Source organism: Aeromonas sp. 84A (assembly GCF_051919345.1).
In the GTDB taxonomy this organism is placed as follows: domain Bacteria; phylum Pseudomonadota; class Gammaproteobacteria; order Enterobacterales; family Aeromonadaceae; genus Aeromonas; species Aeromonas veronii.
This window is the reverse complement of record NZ_JBQBEW010000001.1, coordinates 4,353,155-4,378,108: the sequence shown is the minus strand read 5'-3', so window position 1 is coordinate 4,378,108 and position 24,954 is coordinate 4,353,155. Positions and strand designations below refer to the sequence as shown.

The following is a 24,954-nucleotide window of genomic DNA, read 5'->3' as shown; positions in this document are numbered from 1 at the left end:
TATAAACACGAACGCCACGGCATCTGCCGTGGCGTTCGCGTATGGAGCGGTGACAACCGTTTTCCTATCTAAACTAATAATAAAATGAGTCAAATCGGAGGTTATATGAATGAAGTGCTACTGGCGATGGTGGCCGGCTTTATAGTTGGTTTGTTGTTTTCTTTCCTCAAATTGCCGATCCCGGCGCCTCCCGTTTTGTCCGGGGTAATGGGGATCGTCGGGGTCTATCTGGGGGGATTGGCCTACTCCTGGATCCTGACCCGTTTCTTTTCGTAAGGCTTTTTTAGACCTGGATTTGCCAGATGTGAGGTACCTCTGAAATTGGCAAATCCGGCTTGCAAACAGGGGGTATCTCGGCTGAAATAGGCGTTGCCAGCAGGGTGCTGGCAATGACTAATACTCGATGAAATCGGGTGTTGGCGGTCAAATGGAATTGATTGGGAAGTCGGGTCAGATGTTGTCGGCCTTTCTCAAGTCTTCATGGAACCAAGTCCGCACTTTTGTAAGAAAGTGACAGGGCTCTTGCCTTATTTACAGTCGCAGTGCCTGCAGGGTGTTTTGAATAGCATCCCGATAGTGCCGGTGCCTTCGCACTGTAATTCCATTCCCGTATAGCTGGGGATTACTGCCTGTGCATCCATCGCTGGATGGTATGGTGGTGCCCGGTTATCTGGATTAAATCGAGACTTTGGAGAACAGAATGACTGATCTGAAAGTGGCCGCTCAGCGCGCCCTGAACCTGATGGACCTGACCACCCTGAACGATGACGACACCGATCAGAAGGTGATCGACCTGTGCCATAAGGCCAAGTCACCGGCTGGCCTGACCGCCGCCGTCTGCATCTACCCCCGTTTTATCCCTATCGCTCGCAAGACCCTGCGTGAGATCGGCGCTGCCGACGTACGCATTGCGACCGTGACCAACTTTCCGCACGGCAACGACGACATCGAGATCGCCGTGGCCGAGACCCGTGCCGCTGTCGCCTACGGTGCTGATGAAGTGGACGTGGTGTTCCCGTACCGTGCCTTCATGGCCGGCAATGAACAGATCGGTTTTGATTTGGTCAAAGCCTGTAAAGAGGCCTGCGGTGCCAACGTGCTGCTGAAAGTGATCATCGAAACCGGCGAGCTGAAAGAAGAGGCGCTGATCCGTCGCGCTTCCGAAATCTGTATCGATGCCGGCGCCGACTTCATCAAGACCTCCACCGGCAAGGTGCCGGTCAATGCGACCCCGGAAGCGGCGCGGATCATGATGGAAGTGATCAAGGCCAAGAACCCGAAAGTCGGCTTCAAGCCTGCTGGTGGCGTGAAAGACGCAGCCGTTGCCGGTCAGTACCTGGCCATGGCCGAAGAGATCCTCGGCAACGACTGGGTATCCGCCCGTACCTTCCGCTTTGGTGCATCCAGCCTGCTGGCCAGTCTGCTGGCCACTCTGGGGCATGGCGACAAGCCGGCCAACACCAGCGGTTACTAATAGGTTGATGAGAGGGCGGACTGCTGTCCGCCCTGTTAGCCCCCACCATGCGGTGTGCGGGCAAGGATTCAGGCTTGTGTAACGCCAGCAATGGCGGAGGGAATGAAAGATGTTTTTGCCTCAAGAAATTATTCGCAAGAAGCGCAACGGTGAAGCGCTCAGTACCCAAGAAATTCAATTCTTCGTTCAGGGCATTACCAACAACACCATCGGCGAAGGGCAGATCGCCGCGCTGGCGATGGCGGTCTACTTCAAAGACATGACCATGGATGAGCGGGTAGCCCTGACCTGCGCCATGCGCGACTCCGGCATGGTGCTGACCTGGGATCACCTCAATCTGGGTGGCCCGATTGTCGACAAACACTCCACCGGCGGTGTGGGTGATGTGGTTTCCCTGATGCTTGGCCCGATGGTCGCTGCCTGCGGCGGTTTCGTGCCGATGATCTCCGGCCGTGGCCTGGGCCACACCGGCGGTACTCTCGACAAGCTGGACGCCATTCCCGGCTACCAGACCTCGGTCGACAACGATCGTTTCCTGAAAGTGGTGAAAGAGGCGGGCGTGGCCATCATCGGTCAGACCGGCGATCTCGCCCCGGCTGACAAGCGTATCTATGCAGTACGGGACATCACCGCCACCGTCGAATCCATCGCCATGATCACCGGCTCCATCCTCTCCAAGAAGCTCGCCTCCGGGCTCGAAGCACTGGTGATGGATGTGAAAGTGGGCTCCGGCGCCTTTATGCCGACCTTCGAAGCGTCCGAAGAGCTGGCCAAGAGCATTGTGGCCGTGGCCAACGGTGCCGGTTGCCGCACCTCTGCGCTCTTGACCGATATGAACCAGGTGCTGGCCTCCAGCGCCGGTAACGCGGTGGAAGTGCGTGAAGCGGTGCGCTACCTGACCGGTGAATACCGCAACCCGCGGATCCACGAAGTGACCATGGCGCTGTGCGCCGAGATGCTGATCTCCGCCGGTCTTGCCAGCGACGAGCGCGATGCCCGCACCAAGCTGCAGGCGGTGCTGGATAACGGCAAGGCGGCCGAGATCTTCGGTCGCATGGTGACAGGTCTCGGTGGCCCGGCCGATTTTATGGAGCGTTACAACGCTTACCTGCCCAAGGCCGCCATCGTACGCCCGGTTTTCGCGGCCAATAGCGGCTTCGTGACCGCCATGGATACCCGCGAGCTGGGTCTGGCTGTGGTCGCCATGGGCGGTGGTCGCCGCGCTGCCGGTGACAAACTTGATTATGCGGTCGGTCTGACCGACTTTATCCGCTTGGGTCAAAGCGTCGATGCTGACAAGCCGATCGCGATGATCCACGCTCAGACTGAAGAGCAATATGCTCAGGCTGCCAGCATGGTGCAGGCGGCTGTCCGGATTGGTGGCGAGCGGCCGGAGGCACTGCCTGAAGTGTACCGCCGTATCACCCTGGCCGATTTGTAACAAGGGGAAGACCCATGAAACGTACCTTTATTCTGATGATGGACTCTTTCGGTATTGGCGCTGCTGCCGACGCCGACAAGTTCGGAGATGTGGGCGCCAACACCCTTGGCCATATCGCCAAGGCGTGTGCGGCAGGTGAAATTGAAGGCCGCGGTGCCCTCAATCTGCCCAACCTCAACAAGCTGGGCCTGGGCCACGCCTGCGAGCAGGCCTCCGGCTACTTCCCGGAAGGGCTGAAGAAAGATATCGAGGTGGTCGGTGCCTACGGCTTTGCGCAGGAACTCTCCTCCGGCAAGGATACCCCGTCCGGTCACTGGGAGATCGCCGGTGTGCCCGTGCTGTTCGAGTGGGGCTACTTCAAGGATCACCACAACAGCTTCCCGCAGGAGCTGCTGGACGCCATCGTCGAGAAGGCTGGTCTGCCGGGCTATCTCGGTAACTGCCACGCTTCCGGTACCCAGGTGCTGGACGATCTGGGCGAAGAGCACATGCGCACCGGCAAGCCGATCCTCTACACCTCTGCCGACTCCGTGTTCCAGATTGCCTGCCACGAAGAGACCTACGGCCTCGAGAAGCTCTATGAGCTGTGCCATATCGTGCGTGAGCTGCTGGAGCCCTACAACATCGGCCGCGTGATTGCGCGTCCGTTCGTAGGTACTGGCAAGGGCAACTTCAAGCGTACCGGCAACCGTCACGACTACTCAGTGCTGCCGCCGGCGCCGACCGTGCTGGATTACATGAAAGATGCGGGCGGTCAGGTGGTCTCCATCGGCAAGATTGCCGACATCTATGCCCAGCAGGGCATCACCAAGCAGGTGAAAGGGACCGGTCTGACCGAGTTGTGGGATCGCACGCTGGAAGAGGTGAAAGCGGCCGGTGACAACACCATCGTCTTCACCAACTTCGTCGACTTCGACTCCTCCTACGGCCACCGCCGTGATGTTGCCGGTTATGCCGGTGCGCTGGAGTATTTCGATTCCCGCCTGCCGGAGCTGTTTGAGCTGCTGCAGGATGGCGACGTGGTGGTGCTGACTGCCGACCACGGCTGTGACCCGACCTGGGGTGGGACCGACCACACCCGCGAATACATTCCGGTGCTGTTCTTCGGCAAGCCAGTCAAGGCTGGCTCCGTTGGTCGTCGCGAGACCTTTGCCGATATCGGCCAGAGCATCGCGGCTTACCACGGCCTGCCGAAACTGGCGTACGGTACCAGCTTCCTGTAATTTACCCGCCCGCCACTTCGGCGGCGGGCAATTTATAAAACAATAAAACTCAATCTAGTGTGAAGGAATCAAGAGAATGGCAACTCCTCATATCAATGCGAAAGATGGCGCCTTTGCTGATACCGTGCTGATGCCGGGCGACCCCCTGCGCGCCAAGTACATCGCTGAAACTTTCCTGGAGAACGTCGAGCAGATCTGCGACGTGCGCAACATGTTCGGTTTCACCGGTACCTACAAGGGCCGTCGTATCTCCGTAATGGGTCACGGCATGGGTATCCCCTCCTGCTCCATCTACGCCAAAGAGCTGATCACCGATTACGGTGTGAAGACCCTGATCCGTGTGGGCTCCTGTGGTGCCGTGCGTGAAGACGTGAAACTGCGTGACGTGGTGATTGGTATGGGTGCCTGCACCGACTCCAAAGTAAACCGTCTGCGCTTCAAGGATCACGACTTCGCTGCCATCGCTGACTTCGATCTGGTTGCCAATGCCGTGCAGGCCGCCAAGAACAAGGGCGTTGCCGTGCGCGTCGGTAACATCTTCTCCGCCGACCTGTTCTACACCCCGGACCCCTCCATGTTCGACGTCATGGAAAAATACGGCATCCTGGGTGTCGAGATGGAAGCCGCCGGTATCTACGGCGTGGCCGCAGAGTACGGTGCCAAGGCGCTGACCATCTGCACCGTCTCCGACCATATCCGTACCGGTGAGCAGACCACCTCTGAAGAGCGTCAGCTGACCTTCAACGACATGATCGAGATCGCACTGGATTCCGTCCTGCTGGGCGACAAGTAATTCCCTTGCGAATAAGAAACGGCGGCCTTCTGGCCGCCGTTTTTGTATCTGCTCATTGGTTGCGCCATCAATTTTCCGGAGGTGGCGCGGGGGGCGTACTCTTTTTCTTGTGCTTGCGCACCCGCATGTAGTTGCGGCGCACGCCGTAGGAGATGAGCACTCCGGCCAGCAGGGCGACCAGCAGCATCAGGCGCTGTTTCTCCTGCACCACCTTGAGCCGGGTGTCCTTGTCTGCCAGCATCTGCTGCTCTTCCAGGGTGATGCGCAGGAAGCCGATGGTCTGCTCGCCATCCCGGATCTCCTGTACGAACTGGATCCGCCCCTTGCCCTGCTCCGGCAGTGACTTGTTATCGCTGCCGATGGGCAGCAGGCTCTCCAGCGGCACCGCCTGCTCAGACTGGGCGAGGGGAATGCCGCGTCCGTCGTAGAGGGTGGCATCGAGGATCTCCGGCTCCGCCGCCAGATCCCGTGCCAGCCGCTCCAGCTCGCTGCTCTTCTCCTCCTTGATCCAGCGCTTCATATCGCGGGCGGCATAGGCGACCAGCGCCTGTGCCCGGTTGCGCGCTTCGCTGTGCAGCGAGGCCTGGCTTTCACCCTGCATATGAATGAGCACACCGAGCACCCAGCATCCGAGCAGGATACCGGCACCCAGGCTGAGAACACGTTTGATGGGAAGATGACGCTGCAAGCGCGAGACCTCATGGTAACAAGGAGTGGCGGGATCTTGGCGCTTGCCTGTACAAAAAGCAATACGCTACTCTGGGCCAGCATTGTTAACCCCCTGATCACCAAGGAAGGCGTATCCCTTATGTTGTTGTCCCGGCTCCCCCCTCTGTTATCCGATTGGCCCGCGTTGTTGTCCGGCTCACCCTGTTGGCAGCTCAGCGCAGATGTGTTGCAACCGACAGAGACTCCGCATGCTGGCGGCTGGTTGGTGCTGTTTGGCAAGGGGCTGGGCGCCTCCCATCTGGCGCATTTGTCTCCATTGTTGGCAGCGCAGGGGCTGGCGGCCACCCTCTATCCTCCCACCGAGGTGGTGGGCGTGCCGTTGCTGCTGCTTGGCTGCGATCGCTTCTCTGCCGAGCTGGTGGCCGAGCTCAAGATCGGTGAGTGGGAGATCGATCTCTGCCATCTGCCCGCCCTGCCGACCCTGAACGAGCCCGGCCTGCTGGTGATGGACATGGACTCCACCGCGATCCGCATCGAGTGCATCGACGAGATTGCCCGACTTGCCGGGGTTGGCGAGCAGGTGGCGGCAGTGACGGCCGCAGCCATGCAGGGCAAGCTCGAGTTTTCCGACAGCCTGCGCAATAGGGTGGCCCTTCTGGCAGGGGCGCCGGTCACCATTCTCGACGAGGTGGCGGCATGGATGCCCTGGATGCCGGGCTTGCAGCTGATGGTCGATACCCTCAAAGGGGCGGGTTGGAAGGTGGCCATCGCCTCCGGCGGTTTTACCCGTTTTGCTGGCCAGTTGCAGCGCGATCTGGGGCTCGATGCCATCTTCGCCAACGAGCTGGCGGTGGAAGGGGAGCTACTGACGGGCAAGGTGAGCGGGCGCATCGTCGACGCCAGCGTCAAGGCCGAGGTGTTGCAGCAGTTGGCTCAGGAGTACGGCATTGCTGCCGCCCAGACCGTGGCCATCGGCGATGGTGCCAACGATCTCAAGATGATGGGGGTCGCGGGCCTTGGCATTGCCATTCACGCCAAGCCGCTGGTGCGGGCGCAGGCGGCGGCCACCCTCAATCATCACGATTTGGAGGGGGTGATCTGCCTGCTGGCGGCGCGGGCCTGTAGCGAGCAACGCTGGGACAAGCGCTGACAGTGTTTCAAGGAGGAAACCAATAAAAATGGAATTGTTGCAGCAGTCTCTGTTTATCCCCTGTGGTGGCCATCAATTGCATGTGCGCCACATCAAACCCCGGGTCGCCGTGCATGGAGAGCCGATCCTGATGGTGCATGGCGCCATCGAGAACGGGCGGATCTTCTATACCGAATCGGGCAAGGGGCTGGCCTGCTTTCTGGCCCGTCATGGCTATCAGGTCTATGTGGCTGATTTGCGGGGGCGGGGGCTCAGCACTCCTGCCATCGCCGAGCAGGCGGAGCACGGTCAGCATGAGCTGATCACCGAGGATCTGCCCGCCCTGCAGCGCTGGATTGCCGAGCGCCATCATGGCTTCAAGGTGCACTGGGTGGCCCACTCCTGGGGCGGTGTCATCATGGCCTCGACCCTGGTGCGCTTCCCTGAGCTGGCGGATCAGGTGGCCAGCCTGCTGTTTTTTGGCACCAAGCGCGGAGTGTCGGTGCACAATCCCGAGCGCTGGCTGAAGGTAGATCTGATCTGGAATCGGCTGGCCCCCTGGCTGGCTCGCCGCCGTGGTTTTCTGGCGGCTCGCAATCTGAAGATCGGTGCTGACGACGAGCCGCTGCGCTATCTGCAGGAGACCATCCCCTGGGTCAAGTGCGGCCCCTGGCAGGATCCTCACGACGGTTTTGCCTATGACGAGGCGGCGGCAAGGGTCAGCTGGCCACCGCTCTGGATGATCTCGGCCAAAGCGGACAAGGTGCTGGGTCACCCGACCGATGTGCGCCGTTTCAGCGACGAGATGGGTTCGGCCACGCGTCACACCCGATTGGGGCGGGACAACGGCAACCGCCTCGATTATGACCACATCAATATGCTGACTGCCCCGCAGGCGCAGGAGGATCACTTTCCCCAGATCCTCGACTGGCTGCTCAACCCGCAGGCGGCATGACAAAAAAACAGGGCGCCTCGAGCGCCCTGTTTCATTTCTGTCTATTTCTGGATCATCAGTTCAGCGGCGGCGTGATGCCAAAGCGGAACAGGGTTGCCTGGGTGGTATCGGTCAGTTCTCCTACCCCCACCACGCTCCAGAGCTCCTCTTCCAGCTTGCGCGCCTTGTGGATGGCGAACTTGGCGATGTAGTCCAGCTCGTTGGCGATGAAGTTGGTGTCGGGCCGTCCGGTACGGGAGATGCCGACCAGCACCGAGTAGAACTCCCCCTGTTGCTGCGCCAGCTCGATGAACTGACGCTTCTCTTTGACATTGGCAAAGCTGCTGGCTAGTCGGCTGCTGAAGATGGGCAGGCCGGCCTTGGTCTGGATGCTGGCGATATAGACCTCGTCTTCCCTCGGTTTGTCCTCCCGCTCGATGGCACGTAGCGGGTTCATCAACAGCTCCTTGAGCAACTCCCCCTGAAACAGCGGGTAGAGGTTCTCCTGCTCCGGCAGCTCGGCACAGGCTTGCAGCAGCCGCTCCAGACTGCGTGGTTGCAGAGACTTGCCGATGGAGGCCGGTTTGGGCGCGCCCTTCAGCTTGTTGACGTAGACCGGCGAGTTGAACAAGTGGTGGGTGTAGATGTTGCGCAGTGCCCGTGCCAGCCCACGATAGCGGCGCTGCTCCTGCGCCGCCTTGAGCTTGTTCTGGTTGCTCTCGATCAGCAGGCTGAAGAACTGGCGGCCGGTATGGCGATCCGAATCCCCTTCGATGCAGAGGTGCAGCACGGTGCGGGTCATGTTGAGACTGACCAGCCGGTAGGAGAGGCGCTGCAAATCCATGCTCTTGGAGAGCTCCTGCAAGCGGGGCAGGGCGATGGTCACCACATCGTTCTTCTCGCCGATAAAGGCATCTTCCAGCTCGATTTGCAGGCCGTGAGTCGAGATGTCGCGGGTCCAGCCGATCCAGGATTTGCCGTTGTGATGGATGGCGACCGCGGTCTTGTGGATGTAGCGCGACTCCTTGCGCAGCTGAACATAGTGCAGGGTCTCGATCTCGAACGGGGCAACCCCCTGCTCGTGACCAAAGCGTTGCAGCTCGTTGGCGTTGTTGCTGACCCCTTCCTGATGGAACTCTTCCCGCTGGGACTCCAGGCCGATCTCCTGCAGCAGGCCGCAATAGCCGATCTGCTTGAGCCGCTCGAGCAGCAGGATATCTTGCAACTGCGGGTTGTCCTGCCCTTGCAGTTGCCCCACATCCGCCTCGATCAGATCGCATGCCTCCAGCGTGAACTTGTAGACTCGCCAGCTGGGGCGGCGCGAGCCTACCTGGAAGAAGAGGGCGGTGAGGCCACTCTGGCGCAGCTCCTCGGCGGTGGCGGAGAAGAAGTAGATGTGGCTGCGCACCGTGTGGGTAAAGCAGTAGATGATGGTCTCGGTGGTGGTGCCGGGGGCCGGGCAGAGCCGTTTCATCCGCTCTGCGCTGAAAAGCCCCGCGAGGGCATCGCGGTTTTTCTCATCGCGCCAATACTCCAGCAGGTGCTGGTTGTTTTCCGTACGCAGGGCAATCTCGAGATTGGGGCTGTCACCAGTGCCGAAGAAGAGCGGCATGCCGGTCATCCGCGGCAGGTAGAACTGCTCATACCCCTTGATGATGGCGGCAGAGAGCAGGTAGTCGACGCTGACCCGATAACGGATCTTGTTGGCGTCGATAAAGTCGCTGAGGAAGGCATCGAAGGCGGGCTGTTCGCCGGAGCGCACCAGCCGCAGCCAATATTTTCCCTCTTTGCTCTCTTCGCCGAGGATCTGATAGCCGACCGGCTGATGCAGCACCGGATTGGGGGTGTCCCGCTCCAGTCCGGTAAAGAAGACCTCCACTTGGGCGCCGGTGTGATAATTCGGCAGATAGGGAACAGAGACCCGCATGCCACCCAGCGAGAGATCGGAACTCTTGGCGAACAGCTTCTCACCATCCTGAAACTTGATCAGCACCGGCGAGCTGAAGTGCATCCGCTCCTGACGGCGGCCGTAGTAGCTGGCAAAGGCGATGGTGTTGACATCATATTGCCGGAAGGGGCTGGCCGGCGGCGACAGCTGAGCATCCACGCGGGCGTTGTGGTGCTGTTTTTGCCACTGTTGCAGCGCCTCGTAGACACCGAGGGTATAGATATCGCGGTAGAGATAGCACTGGGACTGGAACAGGGCTATCGCATCGGCGGGCATGAAGTGAGTGATGCCGTCGAATTCATGCACCAGGCACTCATCCTCAAGCTCATCGCGCATGTCGATGACCCTGCGGCAGGGGGAGCACTTGCGCTTGAGCTCCATCTTGATCAGAAAACGGCTGTTGCTGTTTTCCTCCTGGGTCATGCGGTTGAAGATCTCCTCGAAATCTTTCTCCCGCAGCAAGGGGACGAGTTGTTCAATCAGATGTTGCTGGTGTTCTGAATCCATTTGTTCCTGCCACGGAAAGTCACTTTTCCGATTCTGGGTTTGATCTGTCGGTCGCAAACAAGTATATCAAGCAGGAATTCATCCTGTCCCCGAGTTATCAATGGCCAAAAATAAAACTGCTTATGTTTGTTCCGAATGTGGTGCCGACTTCACACGCTGGCAAGGTCAATGCAGCGAGTGCAAGGAGTGGAATACCATCACCGAGGTGCGCCTCGGTTCGGTGAGCCCCGCTGGCAAGAGTGCCCGTTACACCGGTTATGCCGGCGCGGTCGGCAGTCAGGTACAGACACTGGCAGAGATCGCCACCACCGAAATTCCCCGTTTTACCTCAGGTTTCAAGGAGCTGGATCGGGTGCTTGGTGGCGGTGTGGTGCCCGGCTCGGCCATTTTGATCGGCGGCAACCCGGGGGCGGGCAAGTCGACCCTGCTGCTGCAGACCATGTGTGGTCTCGCTGAGCGGATGAAAACCCTCTATGTCACCGGCGAGGAGTCGCTCCAGCAGGTGGCGATGCGGGCCAACCGCCTTGGGCTGCCCACCGACAAGCTGCGGATGCTTTCCGAGACCAGCGTCGAGCAGATCTGCCTGATTGCCCAGCAGGAGCAGCCGCAGATCATGGTGATTGACTCCATTCAGGTGATGCATGTGGCGGATGTGCAATCGTCCCCCGGTTCTGTCTCGCAGGTGCGCGAAGCGGCGGCGCTGCTGACCCGCTATGCCAAGCAGAATCATGTGGCCATCTTCATGGTGGGTCATGTGACCAAGGATGGCAGTCTGGCGGGCCCCAAGGTGCTGGAACACTGCATCGACTGCTCTGTGCTGCTTGATGGTGGCCATGACTCCCGTTTTCGGACTCTGCGCTCCCACAAGAACCGTTTCGGCGCGGTCAACGAGCTGGGGGTTTTTGCCATGACCGAGCAGGGGATGCGCGAGGTGAGCAACCCCTCCGCCATCTTCCTCAGCCGAGGGCAGGAGCAGGCGCCCGGTTCCATCGTCATGGTGATCTGGGAGGGCACCCGGCCGCTGCTGGTGGAGTTGCAGGCGCTGGTTGATTACTCCCAGCTATCCAACCCGCGCAGGGTGGCGGTGGGGATGGATCACAACAGGCTCGCCATGTTGCTGGCGGTGCTGCACCGTCACGGCGGGTTGCAGATGGCGGATCAGGATGTCTTCATCAACGTGGTTGGCGGGGTCAAGGTCGAGGAGACCAGTGCGGATCTGGCGCTGCTGCTGGCGATGGTCTCCAGCTTCCGGGATCAGGCGCTGCCCAAGGATCTGGTGGTGTTCGGCGAAGTGGGTCTTTCCGGTGAAATTCGCCCGGTGCCATCCGGCCAGGAGCGGTTGCAGGAGGCGGCCAAACACGGTTTTCGTCGAGCCATCGTGCCGCACGCCAATGCCCCCAAGCACCCCATCGAAGGGATGGAAGTGGTGCCGGTCAAGAAGCTGTCTGAGGCACTCGAGGCGCTGTAATCCCTCAGCATTGCAATCGAGACAACCGCACAACGAAAAAAGAGCGCCTCGGCGCTCTTTTTTATGGGCTGGCACCTGCCATCAGGGCTGGCTGTGTTCCAGATGCTCGCTCAGCAGTTGTTCCAGCTCGCGGTGGAGCAGCTCTTCGTCGCCGACGTTGAGCTCGATCATCCGCTTGAGATGGGTGGCGCTGTCGATATCGATGTGGTGGCAGTAGAAACCCAGCTTCTTGCTGGCTTCGTGGGTCAGCTCGACCTGCATTTTGATCTCGATATCGCTACCGCTCAGGATAAAGCTGAGCTGGTACTCCTTGTTGTCACGGCTCTCCCAGTCGTCGGGGCGGATCAGCAGGGCTCCCTGCAAGGAGACGTCGACAAGCTGGGTCTGCCACTTCTGTTCCCCCTGGGTGAGTTCTGCCATGGTCAAGTAGAGGATCCGTGCAAAACGGCGGCGCTCAGACATGCTCATCTCCTGTATGCAATAAGTGTGGACGCTAGGGTCATTGCTCTGAGTGTAATCCACCTTGGTTGCCAGTATCTTGAACTTGCTCCGAAAATGGCATTCAGGCTTGCTGGGTACTCAAGGATTCCACTACATGAAGCGCCTTGACCAAGCGGTCCTCCTGTTTGAACCGCTCTTCCAGAACCGGACCCAACTCGTTGAGATCATCATCCAGTAGCAGCAATTGGGCCTCGTCGGCATCACTGTATTTGTCATTGAACTCGAGGGCGAATTCAGTGCTGTTACGAATATGGGGATAGATGCGCTTGGCCAGCTCCAGTGTTTCGCCGCTGGCTTGCTCGAAGGCGGTGACGACGTGGTGGTAGATCTCGAAATGGCCCGCGCTGACATAGTCGACCAGGCGGTCGCAAAACTGATGCAGTTCTTCTGTTTTGGGCAGGCTGCGTTGCTTGGTCCGCGCCGGAGTAAGGCCTGCCAGCTGCATGTATCCAACCAGCAACGCTTGCCTTGCATCCAGCCAGTCGTCGATAGCTTTATGCTTGCCTGCCAGCGCCTGCTTGGTCTGTTCCAGTTTCGTCAACATAATCCCTATCCCTCCGTGGGGCAAAGGCTGGCCGATTGTTCGGTATTCCGAGCCGTTTGAGCAGTGACACAACCTATAACTAGGGAAAATCTGGGCAAGCGTCAATAGCCATGGGGGGATAATGTTAAGTGGCGAAGAAATAGTCAGTGGATTGTGTCTGCGTGCTAGCAGGTTTCAGGCCTGCTCACGGTTTTTCGCGTGTGGAATGTGACTATTTCCGCAGATCTTGATGAAAACCCCAGCGTTTGACGCGTTCGGCTCGATAAAGGCTTTGCCTGTGCGTTTTTTTTTGCATAGAGTGACCCAGCGCTAAATGCCCGATCATAAAGGAAATGTTATGAACAAAGCTCAACTTGTCGATGCGATTGCCGCCAAAGCAGATCTGAGCAAAGCTCAGGCCAAAGTGGCTCTGGAAGAGATCATCAATGGTATTACCCAGAGCTTGAAAGAAGGCGATGCTGTGCAACTGGTCGGTTTTGGCACCTTCAAGGTCACCCACCGCGCAGGCCGCACCGGTCGTAACCCGCAAACTGGTAAAGAGATCCAGATTGCTGCTGCCAACGTGCCTTCATTCGTGGCTGGCAAGGCTCTGAAAGACGCTGTCAAGTAAGTCCGAAAGTCTGTTTTGTCCAATGCCAGTCAGCTTGCTGACTGGCATTGTTTTTATGGGATTCTCCCATCCTGCCTATTAGTCCTTCCTGACTTTTCCTTTTGTCAGCCTCGTTGCGGCTGAGGCCTTGTGCCGTTTGCGGGTTGGATGGCAGCGGCCAGATCCGCTCATAGGCCCAGGTAAAGACCATGATGTAGACGAGGTAGAAGGCAACGAAGCCGAGATCCAGCATCAGGGCGTCCCAGACCCCCAGATCGAGCCAGAACATGACGCAGGGGAGGGAGAGCATCATAAAGCTCGCCTCATAGACAAACGCGTGCAGGAAGCGATCCAGTGGTCGCTTGTTGGTGCGCCCGCACAGTTTGAGCAACCCCTTGTCGAACAACAGATTCCAGCCGTAGGTCCAGGCTGTGGCGACGATGGAGAAGAAGATGGCCAGCGAACCGACCTCGGCGACGCCCTGACCGAACAGCTGGCTGATCAGCGGTGCGACCAGTGCCAGCCCGATGCCTTCGTAGAGAACCAGATAACGAAGTCGATCCGGGGTGGTGCGTAGTTGGGTACTACTCATGGGTGATGTGCCTCCTGTGGGAGGCGCATTCTAATCAGGGAGTGGTTAAAAGAGAAGCATCGGCCCGTCATGACGGGCGTTGAGGGGCATGATGATGCGCCCTCTTTGCGATACTTCTCTATTGCCAACTTGGGCGTTAGCCCTGAGTGGTCAAGTCTGCGACTCAGGCGTCGGTTGGCGTGACCCGGGTCAGCATGGCAAAGCCCTCTTCCACTTGAGTGAGCTTTACCTTGACCTCTCCCAACTCGGCGAGCGAGGCAACATGGGTGCCACCACAGGGAATGGTCACCTCCTGGCCTTCCAGCATGCAGTGCCAGTAACGGGAATCGATGATCGCCTCGCCAGCGCGGCTGCGGCGGATCTCGCCTCCGGCTGCAATCCAGTCGGCCAGTTGCTGGTTGACTTTCTCTTCAATCAGCGCCAGATCTGCCAGTAGCGCCTCGCTGTTGACCCCTTTCTTGCGCAGGCTCTTGCCGATTCGGTACTGCTCCCGCGAACCGCAAGGCTCGACCCGAGAGCTTTGAATAGCAAGACGATCGAAGTCGGGCTGGCCCAGTGCATCGCGCTCGCTTACCTCCTTGCGCCAGTAGGGGATGAGTACCCGGTTGAGGGCCATCGCCGCCAGATGGCAGCCGCTATGGCCCAGACTCAGGGCGTGGCGGGCAGCGCTATCTACTTGCAATTCGACCTGGCTGCCAACGGCCAGTGCGTGGTCACCGGTCAGTGGATGGACCACCACGAAACGCCACCCCTCAGCGCCCCGTTTGACCGGAATGGCAGTATCGACGAACAGTTCGCCATCCGGGCTAATGGCGCCCATTCGGCAAGGGCCAATGGTTGCTTCGCCCCCTTCCCAGCGAACATGGCCCACATCCCCCGGCTGATCGGGCCAGAGGTGGCTCTGGGGATGAAAGGGGGTGAGGTCGGTGACCAGCAACGTGGTATCACCGCGCTGGCAGCAGACCACGCTGGCCTGCTCTTGATGATGGCCCAGTACGAAGCTGGCTCGGGTATGTTCCATGGCAAGGCTCCCGCAACGATAAATGAGAAGAGAAAGCGGCAGCATACGCCAAAGTGCGAAGAGGCTCATTAACCAGAGTTAATGAGCCTCTCTTCTCGGTTTTACGGTTCGCTAGATCATGGCGACCAGCAGATAGGCATTGAGCCCGATCACCAGCGCAACGATAAGGCGGCCGACGGCTTGTGTGACCGGATGGTTGCGATGTTGCCCCATCAGCGCCCGATCGCCGGTCAGCATCAACAGCGGGATCAGGGCCAGCGCGATGCCAAAGCTCAGGATCACCTGACTCAACACCAGAATTTCGGTGGTGTTGAGCCCCATAGCGATTACCACGAAGGCGGGAGCCATGGTGATGGCGCGACGCAGCCAGAGCGGGATGGTAAAGCGGACAAAGCCCTGCATCACCACTTGCCCGGCCAGGGTCCCTACCACGGTAGAGCTGATGCCAGATGCGACCAGCGAGAGGCCAAACAGGGTGGCGGCAGCCTGACCCAGCAGCGGAGTGAGGGTCTGGTAGGCGGATTCCAGCTCCGCTACCTGCTGGTGGCCCGAGCTGTGGAACGCGGCAGCCGCCATCGCCATCATCGCCAGATTGACGAAGCCGGCGATGGTCATGGCAATCGCCACATCGACCAGGGTGGTGTGCAGCCGCTGGCTGACCGAGCCCTGATCCTGCGTGTGCTGGGTCAGTGCCGAGTGCAGATAGATAACGTGGGGCATCACGGTGGCACCGAGCACACCGGCGGCCAGATAGACGGCATCGCTGTTGGGCAAACCGGGGAAGAGGGCGCCCTCCAGCAGGCTGGGCAGATGGGGGCGGGAGAAGATCAGCTCGACGATGTAGGCCGCCGCGACAAACAACAGCAGGCCGCCGACCACGAACTCCAGCGGTTTCTGGCCACGGGATTGCAACATCAGGATCCCCCAGGTCACCACGGCGGTGATGCAGGCCCCTTCAAGCAAGGTCACGCCAAGCAGCAGCTTGAAGCCGACTGCGGCGCCGATAAATTCGGCGAGATCGGTGGCCATGGCGATGATCTCTGCCTGCACCCAGTAGGCCCAGACAGCCGGTTTTGGCAGTCGGTCGCGGATGTGCTCCGCCAGATTCTTGCCGGTGACGATACCGAGCTTGGCCGAGAGGGTTTGCACCAGCATGGCCATCAGGTTGGCCCATACCACCACCCAGAGCAACTGGTAGCCAAAGGTAGAGCCCGCCTGAATATTGGTGGCGAAGTTGCCCGGGTCGATATAGCCGATGGCGGCGATAAAGGCAGGCCCGAGCAGGGTCAGTTTGAATTTGCGGGCTGGGATCGTAGTCGTTAGTGCGGGTTGCATGGCATCACCCTCCATAGGGATATGGAGAGAGAATAGATCTAAGTGATAATCATTATCAATTGTTGTTTCTGATGATTTCCATCGGGAAAAACATTTAAGGCAGTCAGTTGCAGTGAGGGATGTGATTTCGTACAATACGCCGCCCTAGAAAAGCAGCGACTAAACACCTTTATGTTCCTTGCCTCCGAGGTCTGGCTGCACCTGGGCGGAGGCTGAATTAATCCGTAAGGAGCTAAAATGCGTCATTACGAAATCGTCTTCATGGTTCATCCGGACCAGAGCGAGCAAGTTCCCGGCATGATCGAGCGTTACACCGGCGCCATCACCACCTCCGGTGGCACCATTCATCGCCTGGAAGATTGGGGCCGTCGTCAGTTGGCTTACCCGATCGACAAACTGCACAAAGCCCACTACGTTCTGATGAACGTGGAAGCAGAGCAAGCCGTTATCGATGAGCTGGAAACCAACTTCCGCTTCAACGATGCCGTTATCCGCAACATGATCATGCGCACCAAGCACGCCGTGACTGAAGTTTCTCCGATGGCCAAGGCCAAAGAAGAGCGCTTCACCCGTCGTGACGACGAGCGCCGCGAAGAAGCTACTGAAGCTGCTTCCGAAGAGTAATTCTGGATCACTGACTAGAGGATAAAGGCCATGGCACGTTATTTCCGTCGTCGTAAGTTCTGCCGCTTCACCGCCGAGAACGTTACCGAGATCGACTACAAAGATATCGTTACTCTGAAAAACTACATCACTGAATCTGGCAAGATCGTACCGAGCCGTATCACCGGTACCCGCGCCAAGTATCAGCGTCAGCTGGCACGCGCCATCAAGCGTGCTCGTTACCTGGCTCTGCTGCCGTACACCGATCTGCACAACAAGTAAGAATCGGCCCGGCACTTAAGCCTAACTCAACGAAATTTATAGAGGAAAGGTAATGCAAGTTATCCTGCTCGACAAAATCGCCAAACTGGGCGGTCTGGGTGACCAAGTTTCCGTGAAATCTGGTTATGCCCGTAACTACCTGATCCCGCAAGGCAAAGCTGTTATGGCCACCAAGGCCAACATCGAAGCTTTCGGTGCTCGTCGCGCTGAGCTGGAAGCCAAACTGGCTGCCAACAAAGCTGCTGCTGAAGAGCGTGCTGCCAAGCTGGCCGAACTGGCTACCGTGGTTATCGCTTCCAAGTCTGGCGACGAAGGCAAGCTGTTCGGTTCCATCGGTACCCGTGACGTGGCTGAAGCCATCACTGCTGCCGGCGTAGCCGTTGCCAAGAGCGAAGTCCGCATGGGCAACGTTCTGCGTAACACCGGTGACTACGAAGTTGCTGTTCAGCTGCACGCTGACGTTAAAGCAACCGTACAGATCCAGGTTGTTGCCCTGTAATAGCGATTCGCTTTTACAGAAAAAACCCGCGCACTTGCGCGGGTTTTTTATTTTCCGGCCCGAGGGTAGAGTGAAGATCTGTTCCACTGGAGGAGATCCTTATGGCTTGGGTAGAAGGCCGCGTCATCGAACGCATCGAATGGACACCCACCCTGTTCTCCCTGCGGGTAGCGGCCGAGCTGGCTCCCTACAAGGCAGGCCAATTCACCAAGCTGGCCCTCGAGCAGGGCGATCGCCGCATTCAACGCGCCTACTCCTTCGTCAATCCCCCCTCTGCGCCATACCACGAGTTCTATCTGGTCGAGATCCCGAGCGGTGAGCTGACTCCCTCGCTCGGCTCGCTGCAAGCAGGCGATACCCTGCTGGTGCAATCCCAGGCCACCGGCTTTCTGACGCTGGATGAGGTGCCCGCCGGGCGCGATCTCTGGCTGCTCTCGACCGGCACTGCCATCGGCCCCTTCCTCTCCATGTTGGCCGAGGGTGAGGCCTTCAACCGTTTCGAGAATTTGGTGTTGGTGCACGGGGTGCGCAAAGGCGAAGAGCTGAGCTATCAGGATTTGATTGCCAGCTTTGCCGAGCAATATGGCGCGCGCTTTCGCTATATCCCCTTTGTCAGCCGCGAGCCTTGGCCCGATGCAATGGCAGGGCGGATCCCGGCGGCGATTGCCAATGGTCAGCTGCAGGCTAGAGTGGAGTTGGAGTTTTCACCCGAGCTGAGTCAGGTGCTGATCTGCGGCAATCCGGAGATGGTGAAAGAGACCCAGCAGACCTTGCTGGCACTGGGGTTGGCCAAGAATCTGCGGCGGGCGCCGGGCAATATCAGTGCGGAGAATTATTGGTAAAACAATCAGTACAGGGGCGCCAAGCCCCTGTTGCATCAGGAGAGGGCGTTCAGTTCTTCTTGCCGTTGCCCTTGTTTTTATCCTTCTGTTTGTCGTGACCTTGCCCGGGGTTATTGCCGCTGTGGATACTGCGGTTGTAGTGATCCCGGTACTTGCCATCCATCTTGTCGCAGTTGAGTTTGATCCGGCTGTCGCCAATGCCAAGATCCAGGCAGTTGTCCTGCCACCAGTCGTACTCTTTGTCATCCCAGTCGAGATTGATCTTGATGTCATCACCGGAGATCTTGATGCCATCGCTATTTTTGCTTGGCGGTGCCGCAACCGCGATGCCATGCGCCATCAGCAGGGAGAGCCACAGGGCGCCACGCTGGATAACGGGGTTGTGTTTGGCTTGGGTCATCGCAAGGGTACTCCTGTCGTTATTGGCCACTCTGCGAGTTGGCAGGGATCTGGTTGGTTTGCGGCGGCTGGTTGCGGTTCTCTTCATCTTCCAGATTGAATTTGACTGCCCTGCAGTCGGCCGGGGAGGTTTCGCCGACCCCCAAGTCGAGGCAGTCGTTCTGGGTCCAGCCGAACTGCTTGTCATCCCAGTCCAGATTGAATTTAAGCTCATCGACGGAGAATTCGGAGCCACTGCTCTCTTGATATTGCTGGGTCGCTGCGGCGCTGCCGGTAACCAGAAGAAGGGAGAGTAGCAAAGTGGTCTTACTGTTCATGATGGCCTCGGATAATTGCAACGGTGGATGAGTGTACAGACCGGAGCTGAACCCGGGCGGAACTGTTCCCCATCTCACTACATGATCAAGTCAGGGAGGGATTGTATCGCTTTTCTGCTGCCGATTTGTCCGTTTTGGTCGCACTCTGGGCAGCTGGTTTGCAATATGAAGGAATTCAGGTGTTTGCCCTTCTCTGAACGGCTCTGCCGACTATAATCGGCAGCCAACTTTTCCTGCACTGCACCACAGTTTCACCATGACCACACAGGACGCTTCCGCGTTGCGCTATCCCAAGGGATGGTTCGCGCTCACCACGGTATACAGTTTTACCGGGTTGGCCATTCTGGCTTCCATTATCTTCTCCCTGCTGCTGTTCCTCTCCATCGATGACAACCCGCTGATGAAGTGGCTGTTCGGCGGCTTGGCCATCATCTTCGAGCTGGGCAAGTTTTACGTCTGGTACGAGTACGGCGAGCGCAAGGCGCGGCGGGATCTGAGTGGTGCCTTCTGGTCGCTGCTGTTTTACAGCGTGCTGGCGGCCATCTCCATCGGCGGTAGTATCGGTGGCATCAACAGCGCCACCAACACGGTGCTGAGCCAGCAGGCGCGCCACGAGCGGGAGCTGGCCCGTTTCGACGAGCAGATCGCCAGCATCGAGCGGCAGATCCAGCTCAACGAAGAGGCGGCCCGCAAATACATCGAGCTGGAGCGCATTTCCAGTGGCGTCTCCTCGTTGCAGCATGCCAACACCAAGCTGCGCTTGCAGCAGGATGAGCTGCGCCAGCAGCGCGATGCCAAGCCGGTCAACGAACAATCCTCCATGCTGGGGCTGATGAGTAGTCTGGCGGACGGGGTAGGGATGAGCATCAGTCAGGTGCAGTTCCTGCTGGTCTGCTTCCTCTCGGTGTTGCTCGATGTGTTCGGTGCCTTTTTCGTCAGTCTGATCGGCGAGGAGAACCGCTTTCGCCGGATGTGGCGCTGGCAGCAGGATCAAGCTCGCGAAGAGGCACAGGCTGCGTTGGCGATGGCAGCCCAGCCAGAGCCCATCATGCCCCCCGAGCCCGCCCCCGAAGTGCTGGCGCAGGTGCGCGGTGCGCTGATGAGTGGTGAGCTCAAGTGCAGCAAGCGCTCGGTGGCACAGGCGCTGTCACTCTCGCTGGAGGAGGTGGATCGGGTGTTCCACCATCTGCTGTCGCAAGGGGTGTTGGGGCAGGGGAGCAATCGCCACTACTACCTCAATCCGGCGCTGGAGCAGCAAGCCGGATAGTGAGAAGGCCACCGGAACTCGGTGGCCTTTTTCGTTATCGAGTGGCTGTGGCACTCAGTGAGTCAGCACCATCATCAGGCTGAGGAAGGCGGCCAGTCCGCCACCGATGCCGATGATCCAGTAAAACCCCTTGGCCCCCTGTTTGAGCGGGATGCGGAAGTAGAGCAGAAACGCCCACCACCCCAGTGCCAGCAACAGAGGAATAAGAAACATTCGAGCCATGGTGTCCTCGCTGTTATTCTGTTGACCCTTGATCAATCAACAGGATGGATTGTGCAATGACGCAACTACAGATTACCGCATTCGGTGACCCCTCGGTACTCAAGCTCAACCCTTCCCTCGATAAGGTGCCAGCCGATGGCGAAGTGCGGGTGCGCATCTGCTTTGCGGGGGTGAACCCCATCGATGCCAAAACTCGCGCCGGTCTCGGCTGGGCGGCGGCCCAGAACAAGGACAAGCTGCCCTGGACACCGGGTTATGACATCTCCGGCGTGGTAGAGAAGGTGGGCCCCGGTGTGACCTCGCTGATCGAGGGGGATCGGGTGTGCGGCATGGTCGGTTTTCCCCTCGCTGCCGGTGGCTACGGGGAGTCTGTGGTGGCAAGCGAGAGCGAGCTGGTCAAGCTCGACGGGGTGAGCCTGCAGCAGGGGGCGGCGCTGCCGCTGGCCGGTCTCACAGCCTGGCAGGGGCTGCTTGAGCACGGCGGCCTCCAGAGCGGTCAGCGGGTCTTGATCCTCGCCGGTGCCGGTGGCGTCGGCCATCTGGCGGTGCAGTTTGCCAGCGCCTATGGCGCCGAGGTGGTGGCTACCGCAAGCCCCGACAACCATGGCTTCCTGCACGCTCTGGGGGCGCGCTGGATGGTGGATTACCACGACGCAAACTGGCCAGCTGCTGTGGTGGCAGAGGCCGGTCAGGTCGATCTGGTGCTGGATCTGGTGGGTGGCGAGAGTGGCAAGGCGGCGCTGGCCTGTGTCAAACCGGATGGCCGCTTGGTGACTGTGCCCACCATCACTGCCCAGCAGATCAAGGATGCTGGGGCTGCGGCGGGGATCGAAGTGGTCGGCATGCTGGTGCACCCCGACCAGAAGCAGCTGGGTCAGATGTTGATGCTGCTGCGTCAGGGGGAGGTGAAGGTCACCCTCGCCGGTGAATTCCCCCTGGCCGAGGGGGCGCTGGCCCATCAGGCCATCGAAGGGGGCCATGTGCGCGGCAAGCTGCTGCTGCGGATGCCTGCGGCCGACGGCTATCCCGGATGAGCGAGATGATGGAGATGGGGCTGGGGTGGCTCTTTTTAAGCGCATTCACCTCAGCCACCCTGCTGCCCGGCAGCTCCGAAGTGCTGCTGGGGGCCATGGCGGCCAAGGGGGAGTGGAGCATGGCGAGCCTGCTACTGTGGGCGACGCTGGGCAATACCCTCGGCTCCATGACCACTTGGTGGCTCGGCTGGCTCGCCACCTTCAAGAAAAAACCGGAAGATTTTCAAGGGCGTGGGGAACAAAAAGCCCTCGGCTGGCTCAAACAACATGGCCACTGGTGTCTTCTGCTGGCCTGGACGCCGGTGATCGGCGATGGTCTCTGTCTGCTGGCCGGCTGGCTGCGCCTCTCCTTCTGGCGCTCTCTCATTCTCATCGGGCTCGGCAAATTGTTGCGTTATGCCCTGGTCTTTCTGCTGGCCAGTCATATTTTCTAGCCTGTTTTTGTCACTCACGAGGTTACCGTGAACAAAGTCATACCTTTAACGATTCTGCTGGGCTTCACCCTGCCGGTGCTGGCGGCACCGACCCTGATCGCCGAACAGGGCAAGGAGGAGGGCAAGCTCGCCATCCCCTACCAGATGTACAAGCTGGACAACGGCCTGACCGTGATCCTGGCCCCTGACCGCTCCGATCCGCTGGTGCACCTCGATGTGACCTATCACGTCGGTTCATCCCGCGAGACGGTCGGCAAGTCCGGTTTCGCCCACTTCTTTGAGCACATGATGTTCCAGGGCTCGAAACACGTCGGTGATCAGGAGCATATGCGGATCATCAACGAGGCCGGTGGCGACATGAACGGCACCACCAACAAGGATCGCACCAACTACTACGAGACCGTGCCTGCCAACCAGCTGGAAAAAGTGCTCTGGCTGGAGGCAGATCGGATGGGCTTCCTGCTCGATGCGGTGAGCCAGAAGAAGTTCGAGATCCAGCGCGCCACCGTCAAGAACGAGCGGGCCCAGCGGGTCGATAACCAGCCGTACGGGCTGGTGAGCGAGAAGGTGGGGGAGGCGCTCTATCCGCGCACTCACCCCTACTCCTGGCAGCCTATCGGTTACGTGGAAGATCTCGACCGGGTCGATGTGAACGACCTCAAGCAGTTCTTCCTGCGCTGGTATGGCCCCAACAACGCCACCCTGACTCTGGGCGGCGACTTTGACAGCAAGCAGGCCCTCGCGTGGATCGAGAAGTACTTTGGCTCCATACCGCGCGGCCCGGACGTGGCCGAGCCGACGCCAAAGCCGGTGACCCTGCCCGAGACCCGCTACGTGACGCTGCAGGACAAGGTGCACCTGCCGCTGCTCTATATCAGCTACCCCACTGTCTCCCTTGGTGACCCGCAGGAGCCGGCACTCGACATGTTTGCCGACGTGCTGGGCGGTTCCGCCAGCTCCATGCTCTACCAGTCGCTGGTTAAAACCGGCAAGGCGATCGATGTGGGGGCGTCCCACTACTGCGAAGAGCTGGCCTGTACCCTGACCGTCTACGCCTACCCCAATCCGTCGCAGGATGGCAGCCTCAAGACCCTCAAGGGGGAGGTGGACAAGGTGATCGGCGAGTTCGCCCAGCGCGGCCTCAAGCCGGAAGATCTGGAGAAGGCGATCGCCAAGTACCGCGCCTCCGCCATCTGGGGTCTGGATAGCGTATCCGGCAAGGTGAGCCAGCTCGCCATGGGTCAGGTGTTTGCCCAGGATCCCAACTATGTGTTCAAGACGCTGGATGCCATCGGCAAGGTGACACCGGAGCAGGTGAAGGCCGCCTACGACAAGTTCATCGCCGACAAGCCTGCGGTGGTGCTGAGCGTGGTGCCCAAGGGCAAGACAGAGTGGCAGGTTGCCACCCCGAACTTTACCCCCGCCAAGCGCGAGTTGCCGGATTACAGCAAGCATGACGAGGCGCTGGCCGAACGACCGGTAAAAGACAATTTCGATCGCAGCGTGCAGCCCAAGGCGAGCGAGGCGGTGAGCGTCAAGGTGCCCGCCATCTGGCACGGCAAGCTCGACAAGAACATCGAGATCATCGGCACCAAGAGTGACGAGATCCCCGCGGTCTCCATCATGATCGCCCTGCCGGGCGGTATTCGTGCCGAAGATAAGGGGCAGCTTGGACTGGCCAATCTGACCGCCGCCATGATGGGGCAGGGCACGGTGCGCCTGACCGAGGCTCAGCTGAGCGATGAGCTGCAAAAGCTGGGCTCAAGCATTGATGTCTCCAGCGCCCAGTACAACAACCTCATCACCGTCAGCTCGCTGGCGGACAAGCTGCCCCAGACTCTGGCGCTGGTGCGCGAGGTGCTGGAGCGCCCGGGCATGCGGGAGGCGGACTTCGAGCGGGTCAAGGCGCAGCTGCTGCAAGGGATGCAACAGGCCCAGCAACAGCCCGAGTGGCTGGCCGGGCAGGCGTTCCGCGAGCTGGTCTACGGCAAGCAAAACCGCCTCGGTCAACCTACCGACGGGGTACCTGCCGATGTGGCCAAGCTGACCCTGGCGGACGTGAAGCACTTCTATCAGGCCTACTACAACCCCACCAACGCCAAAGTGGTGGTGGTCGGTGATGTGGATCAGAAGCAGATAGAGGAGCAACTTGGCTTCCTGACCGAGTGGAAGGGGGCAACGCCGACTCTGGGGGATCTCAAGCTCAAGGGTGAGCAGGCCAAGCCTGGCATCTATCTGGTCGACAAGCCGGGGGCGCCTCAGTCGGTGATCCGCATCGGTCGTCGCGCCATGCCGTTCGATACCACGGGGGATTACTTCACCGCCGGGCTGATGAACTTCAACCTGGGTGGCAACTTCAACAGCCGCATCAACCTCAACCTGCGGGAAGACAAGGGCTACACCTACGGCGCCAGCTCGGGTTTCTCCGCCAACCGCGAGGTGGGCACCTTCGCCACCGGCGCCAATGTGCGGGCCGATGCGACTGTGGATGCCATCCGCCAGTTCCTCAAGGAGATGGACAACTACCGCAAGAGCGGCCCGACCCCGGTCGAGCTGGCCTATATGCGCAGCGCTGTCTCCCAGCAGGATGCCCTCTCTTACGAGACCTTGGGCCAGAAGGCGGGCTTCCTGCTGCAGATGGTGATGTATGACCTGAAACCGGACTATGTGCAGGCCCAGAACAACCTGATCAAAACGGTGTCGCCCGATGCGCTGAAGGCCAGTGCGGCCCGTTGGCTCAATCCGGCCGACATGGTGATCGTGGTGGTGGGAGACAAGCAAAAGCTTGAAAAACCCCTGAAGGAGCTTCATCTTCCCATCTATCCGCTGCAGTTGCCGTAACTGACGCTTTATAAAAATCAAGAGCCGCCCCGGATGGGGCGGCCTC

Annotated in this window: 27 protein-coding genes; 17 read left to right on the top strand and 10 right to left on the bottom strand. The window is 59.5% G+C overall.

The genetic code is table 11. From position 1 onward, the window contains the following. Positions 1-105: 105 nt before the first annotated feature. From ACTG20_RS19820 to deoD, 5 genes are all read left to right on the top strand, one after another. Complete coding sequence (locus ACTG20_RS19820) at positions 106-276, top strand: XapX domain-containing protein (protein ID WP_005340467.1); 171 nt, start codon at positions 106-108, stop codon at positions 274-276. Between the two features lie 424 nt (positions 277-700). Next, positions 701-1,474, top strand: a complete 774-nt coding sequence (gene deoC / locus ACTG20_RS19815; RefSeq protein ID WP_005340468.1) for a deoxyribose-phosphate aldolase — start codon at positions 701-703, stop codon at positions 1,472-1,474. 109 nt (positions 1,475-1,583) lie between these two features. Further along, positions 1,584-2,915 carry a thymidine phosphorylase gene (gene deoA / locus ACTG20_RS19810; RefSeq protein WP_150390249.1) on the top strand — a complete coding sequence of 444 codons (1,332 nt, stop codon included), beginning with the start codon at positions 1,584-1,586 and terminating at the stop codon, positions 2,913-2,915. A gap of 14 nt (positions 2,916-2,929) precedes the next feature. Next, the gene (locus ACTG20_RS19805; protein WP_139408470.1) at positions 2,930-4,138 is read left to right on the top strand and encodes a phosphopentomutase; all 1,209 of its coding nucleotides are present in this window, start codon (positions 2,930-2,932) and stop codon (positions 4,136-4,138) included. A 76-nt stretch (positions 4,139-4,214) separates the two neighbouring features. After that, the gene (deoD, locus tag ACTG20_RS19800) at positions 4,215-4,931 is read left to right on the top strand and encodes a purine-nucleoside phosphorylase (protein WP_005340471.1); all 717 of its coding nucleotides are present in this window, start codon (positions 4,215-4,217) and stop codon (positions 4,929-4,931) included. A 67-nt stretch (positions 4,932-4,998) separates the two neighbouring features. Here the strand turns inward: deoD and ACTG20_RS19795 are convergent, their stop codons facing one another. Beyond that, positions 4,999-5,619 (bottom strand): YtjB family periplasmic protein, encoded by a 621-nt coding sequence (locus tag ACTG20_RS19795; RefSeq protein WP_005348965.1) that lies wholly within the window; start codon positions 5,617-5,619, stop codon positions 4,999-5,001. Positions 5,620-5,739: 120 nt separating this feature from the next. Between ACTG20_RS19795 and serB the strand changes: the two genes are divergently transcribed. Beyond that, positions 5,740-6,750, top strand: a complete 1,011-nt coding sequence (gene serB, locus ACTG20_RS19790) for a phosphoserine phosphatase SerB (protein WP_194495135.1) — start codon at positions 5,740-5,742, stop codon at positions 6,748-6,750. A gap of 28 nt (positions 6,751-6,778) precedes the next feature. Further along, a complete protein-coding gene (locus ACTG20_RS19785) occupies positions 6,779-7,684 on the top strand; it encodes an alpha/beta hydrolase family protein (RefSeq protein ID WP_194495137.1) in 906 nt (301 codons plus the stop codon). Between the two features lie 55 nt (positions 7,685-7,739). Here ACTG20_RS19785 and ACTG20_RS19780 read toward each other — a convergent pair whose 3' ends face one another. Continuing rightward, complete coding sequence (locus tag ACTG20_RS19780; RefSeq protein WP_439987346.1) at positions 7,740-10,118, bottom strand: PilZ domain-containing protein; 2,379 nt, start codon at positions 10,116-10,118, stop codon at positions 7,740-7,742. Between the two features lie 100 nt (positions 10,119-10,218). Here ACTG20_RS19780 and radA point away from each other — a divergent pair, with 100 nt between their 5' ends. After that, positions 10,219-11,586 carry a DNA repair protein RadA gene (radA, locus tag ACTG20_RS19775; RefSeq protein ID WP_005340481.1) on the top strand — a complete coding sequence of 456 codons (1,368 nt, stop codon included), beginning with the start codon at positions 10,219-10,221 and terminating at the stop codon, positions 11,584-11,586. 81 nt (positions 11,587-11,667) lie between these two features. On the opposite strand, the gene ACTG20_RS19770 is transcribed toward radA, so the two are convergent. Both ACTG20_RS19770 and ACTG20_RS19765 read right to left on the bottom strand, forming a co-directional pair. Beyond that, positions 11,668-12,048 (bottom strand): PilZ domain-containing protein, encoded by a 381-nt coding sequence (locus ACTG20_RS19770; RefSeq protein WP_005340482.1) that lies wholly within the window; start codon positions 12,046-12,048, stop codon positions 11,668-11,670. Positions 12,049-12,148: 100 nt separating this feature from the next. After that, the gene (locus tag ACTG20_RS19765) at positions 12,149-12,631 is read right to left on the bottom strand and encodes an Rsd/AlgQ family anti-sigma factor (protein WP_005348975.1); all 483 of its coding nucleotides are present in this window, start codon (positions 12,629-12,631) and stop codon (positions 12,149-12,151) included. A 337-nt stretch (positions 12,632-12,968) separates the two neighbouring features. Here ACTG20_RS19765 and hupA point away from each other — a divergent pair, with 337 nt between their 5' ends. Next, positions 12,969-13,241 carry a nucleoid-associated protein HU-alpha gene (hupA, locus tag ACTG20_RS19760; protein WP_005340484.1) on the top strand — a complete coding sequence of 91 codons (273 nt, stop codon included), beginning with the start codon at positions 12,969-12,971 and terminating at the stop codon, positions 13,239-13,241. Here hupA and ACTG20_RS19755 read toward each other — a convergent pair. The 3 genes from ACTG20_RS19755 to ACTG20_RS19745 all read right to left on the bottom strand — a co-directional run bounded on the left by ACTG20_RS19755 (position 13,234) and on the right by ACTG20_RS19745 (position 16,168). Then, positions 13,234-13,812 (bottom strand): PACE efflux transporter, encoded by a 579-nt coding sequence (locus ACTG20_RS19755; protein ID WP_234915291.1) that lies wholly within the window; start codon positions 13,810-13,812, stop codon positions 13,234-13,236. The two genes, hupA and ACTG20_RS19755, sit on opposite strands and share 8 nt — an antisense overlap. A 163-nt stretch (positions 13,813-13,975) precedes the next feature. After that, the gene (locus tag ACTG20_RS19750; protein WP_194495141.1) at positions 13,976-14,833 is read right to left on the bottom strand and encodes a hypothetical protein; all 858 of its coding nucleotides are present in this window, start codon (positions 14,831-14,833) and stop codon (positions 13,976-13,978) included. A gap of 111 nt (positions 14,834-14,944) precedes the next feature. Beyond that, positions 14,945-16,168 carry an Nramp family divalent metal transporter gene (locus ACTG20_RS19745; RefSeq protein WP_194495142.1) on the bottom strand — a complete coding sequence of 408 codons (1,224 nt, stop codon included), beginning with the start codon at positions 16,166-16,168 and terminating at the stop codon, positions 14,945-14,947. A 237-nt stretch (positions 16,169-16,405) separates the two neighbouring features. Between ACTG20_RS19745 and rpsF the strand changes: the two genes are divergently transcribed. The 4 genes from rpsF (at position 16,406) to ACTG20_RS19725 (ending at position 18,394) form a co-directional block, all read left to right on the top strand. Next, entirely contained in the window at positions 16,406-16,792 is a 387-nt protein-coding gene (gene rpsF, locus ACTG20_RS19740; protein ID WP_005308887.1) for a 30S ribosomal protein S6, read from the top strand. A 30-nt stretch (positions 16,793-16,822) separates the two neighbouring features. After that, the gene (gene rpsR, locus ACTG20_RS19735; RefSeq protein ID WP_005308890.1) at positions 16,823-17,053 is read left to right on the top strand and encodes a 30S ribosomal protein S18; all 231 of its coding nucleotides are present in this window, start codon (positions 16,823-16,825) and stop codon (positions 17,051-17,053) included. A 52-nt stretch (positions 17,054-17,105) separates the two neighbouring features. Then, complete coding sequence (gene rplI / locus ACTG20_RS19730; protein ID WP_005340490.1) at positions 17,106-17,552, top strand: 50S ribosomal protein L9; 447 nt, start codon at positions 17,106-17,108, stop codon at positions 17,550-17,552. A gap of 101 nt (positions 17,553-17,653) precedes the next feature. Further along, positions 17,654-18,394 carry a ferredoxin--NADP reductase gene (locus ACTG20_RS19725; protein ID WP_194495144.1) on the top strand — a complete coding sequence of 247 codons (741 nt, stop codon included), beginning with the start codon at positions 17,654-17,656 and terminating at the stop codon, positions 18,392-18,394. 49 nt (positions 18,395-18,443) lie between these two features. On the opposite strand, the gene ACTG20_RS19720 is transcribed toward ACTG20_RS19725, so the two are convergent. Continuing rightward, entirely contained in the window at positions 18,444-18,794 is a 351-nt protein-coding gene (locus ACTG20_RS19720) for a hypothetical protein (protein ID WP_064338790.1), read from the bottom strand. Between the two features lie 19 nt (positions 18,795-18,813). After that, entirely contained in the window at positions 18,814-19,110 is a 297-nt protein-coding gene (locus tag ACTG20_RS19715) for a hypothetical protein (RefSeq protein ID WP_159158183.1), read from the bottom strand. A 256-nt stretch (positions 19,111-19,366) separates the two neighbouring features. On the opposite strand from ACTG20_RS19715, the gene ACTG20_RS19710 reads away from it, so the two are divergent. Beyond that, positions 19,367-20,377: a Preprotein translocase subunit SecY gene (locus ACTG20_RS19710; protein ID WP_194495146.1), complete on the top strand. Its 1,011-nt coding sequence runs from the start codon at positions 19,367-19,369 to the stop codon at positions 20,375-20,377. A 54-nt stretch (positions 20,378-20,431) separates the two neighbouring features. Here the strand turns inward: ACTG20_RS19710 and ACTG20_RS19705 are convergent, their stop codons facing one another. Next, positions 20,432-20,599 carry a hypothetical protein gene (locus ACTG20_RS19705; RefSeq protein WP_005308905.1) on the bottom strand — a complete coding sequence of 56 codons (168 nt, stop codon included), beginning with the start codon at positions 20,597-20,599 and terminating at the stop codon, positions 20,432-20,434. A 56-nt stretch (positions 20,600-20,655) separates the two neighbouring features. On the opposite strand from ACTG20_RS19705, the gene ACTG20_RS19700 reads away from it, so the two are divergent. From ACTG20_RS19700 to ACTG20_RS19690, 3 genes are read left to right on the top strand one after another with little or no spacing between them, the layout of a single operon-like run. Beyond that, positions 20,656-21,633: an NADP-dependent oxidoreductase gene (locus ACTG20_RS19700; RefSeq protein ID WP_194495148.1), complete on the top strand. Its 978-nt coding sequence runs from the start codon at positions 20,656-20,658 to the stop codon at positions 21,631-21,633. Next, positions 21,630-22,067, top strand: a complete 438-nt coding sequence (locus tag ACTG20_RS19695) for a YqaA family protein (protein ID WP_194495150.1) — start codon at positions 21,630-21,632, stop codon at positions 22,065-22,067. Before ACTG20_RS19700 ends, ACTG20_RS19695 begins: the two co-directional genes overlap by 4 nt. Before the next feature lie 27 nt (positions 22,068-22,094). Continuing rightward, positions 22,095-24,908: a M16 family metallopeptidase gene (locus ACTG20_RS19690; RefSeq protein ID WP_194495152.1), complete on the top strand. Its 2,814-nt coding sequence runs from the start codon at positions 22,095-22,097 to the stop codon at positions 24,906-24,908. Positions 24,909-24,954: the final 46 nt, after the last annotated feature.

Coding starts and splice junctions, on each gene's coding strand:
- ACTG20_RS19820 (WP_005340467.1), top strand. CDS start 106: ATGAATGAAGTGCTACTGGCGATGGTGGCCGGCTTTATAGTTGGTTTG.
- deoC (WP_005340468.1), top strand. CDS start 701: ATGACTGATCTGAAAGTGGCCGCTCAGCGCGCCCTGAACCTGATGGAC.
- deoA (WP_150390249.1), top strand. CDS start 1,584: ATGTTTTTGCCTCAAGAAATTATTCGCAAGAAGCGCAACGGTGAAGCG.
- ACTG20_RS19805 (WP_139408470.1), top strand. CDS start 2,930: ATGAAACGTACCTTTATTCTGATGATGGACTCTTTCGGTATTGGCGCT.
- deoD (WP_005340471.1), top strand. CDS start 4,215: ATGGCAACTCCTCATATCAATGCGAAAGATGGCGCCTTTGCTGATACC.
- serB (WP_194495135.1), top strand. CDS start 5,740: ATGTTGTTGTCCCGGCTCCCCCCTCTGTTATCCGATTGGCCCGCGTTG.
- ACTG20_RS19785 (WP_194495137.1), top strand. CDS start 6,779: ATGGAATTGTTGCAGCAGTCTCTGTTTATCCCCTGTGGTGGCCATCAA.
- ACTG20_RS19780 (WP_439987346.1), bottom strand. CDS start 10,118: ATGGATTCAGAACACCAGCAACATCTGATTGAACAACTCGTCCCCTTG.
- radA (WP_005340481.1), top strand. CDS start 10,219: ATGGCCAAAAATAAAACTGCTTATGTTTGTTCCGAATGTGGTGCCGAC.
- ACTG20_RS19770 (WP_005340482.1), bottom strand. CDS start 12,048: ATGTCTGAGCGCCGCCGTTTTGCACGGATCCTCTACTTGACCATGGCA.
- ACTG20_RS19765 (WP_005348975.1), bottom strand. CDS start 12,631: ATGTTGACGAAACTGGAACAGACCAAGCAGGCGCTGGCAGGCAAGCAT.
- hupA (WP_005340484.1), top strand. CDS start 12,969: ATGAACAAAGCTCAACTTGTCGATGCGATTGCCGCCAAAGCAGATCTG.
- ACTG20_RS19755 (WP_234915291.1), bottom strand. CDS start 13,812: ATGAGTAGTACCCAACTACGCACCACCCCGGATCGACTTCGTTATCTG.
- ACTG20_RS19750 (WP_194495141.1), bottom strand. CDS start 14,833: ATGGAACATACCCGAGCCAGCTTCGTACTGGGCCATCATCAAGAGCAG.
- ACTG20_RS19745 (WP_194495142.1), bottom strand. CDS start 16,168: ATGCAACCCGCACTAACGACTACGATCCCAGCCCGCAAATTCAAACTG.
- rpsF (WP_005308887.1), top strand. CDS start 16,406: ATGCGTCATTACGAAATCGTCTTCATGGTTCATCCGGACCAGAGCGAG.
- rpsR (WP_005308890.1), top strand. CDS start 16,823: ATGGCACGTTATTTCCGTCGTCGTAAGTTCTGCCGCTTCACCGCCGAG.
- rplI (WP_005340490.1), top strand. CDS start 17,106: ATGCAAGTTATCCTGCTCGACAAAATCGCCAAACTGGGCGGTCTGGGT.
- ACTG20_RS19725 (WP_194495144.1), top strand. CDS start 17,654: ATGGCTTGGGTAGAAGGCCGCGTCATCGAACGCATCGAATGGACACCC.
- ACTG20_RS19720 (WP_064338790.1), bottom strand. CDS start 18,794: ATGACCCAAGCCAAACACAACCCCGTTATCCAGCGTGGCGCCCTGTGG.
- ACTG20_RS19715 (WP_159158183.1), bottom strand. CDS start 19,110: ATGAACAGTAAGACCACTTTGCTACTCTCCCTTCTTCTGGTTACCGGC.
- ACTG20_RS19710 (WP_194495146.1), top strand. CDS start 19,367: ATGACCACACAGGACGCTTCCGCGTTGCGCTATCCCAAGGGATGGTTC.
- ACTG20_RS19705 (WP_005308905.1), bottom strand. CDS start 20,599: ATGGCTCGAATGTTTCTTATTCCTCTGTTGCTGGCACTGGGGTGGTGG.
- ACTG20_RS19700 (WP_194495148.1), top strand. CDS start 20,656: ATGACGCAACTACAGATTACCGCATTCGGTGACCCCTCGGTACTCAAG.
- ACTG20_RS19695 (WP_194495150.1), top strand. CDS start 21,630: ATGAGCGAGATGATGGAGATGGGGCTGGGGTGGCTCTTTTTAAGCGCA.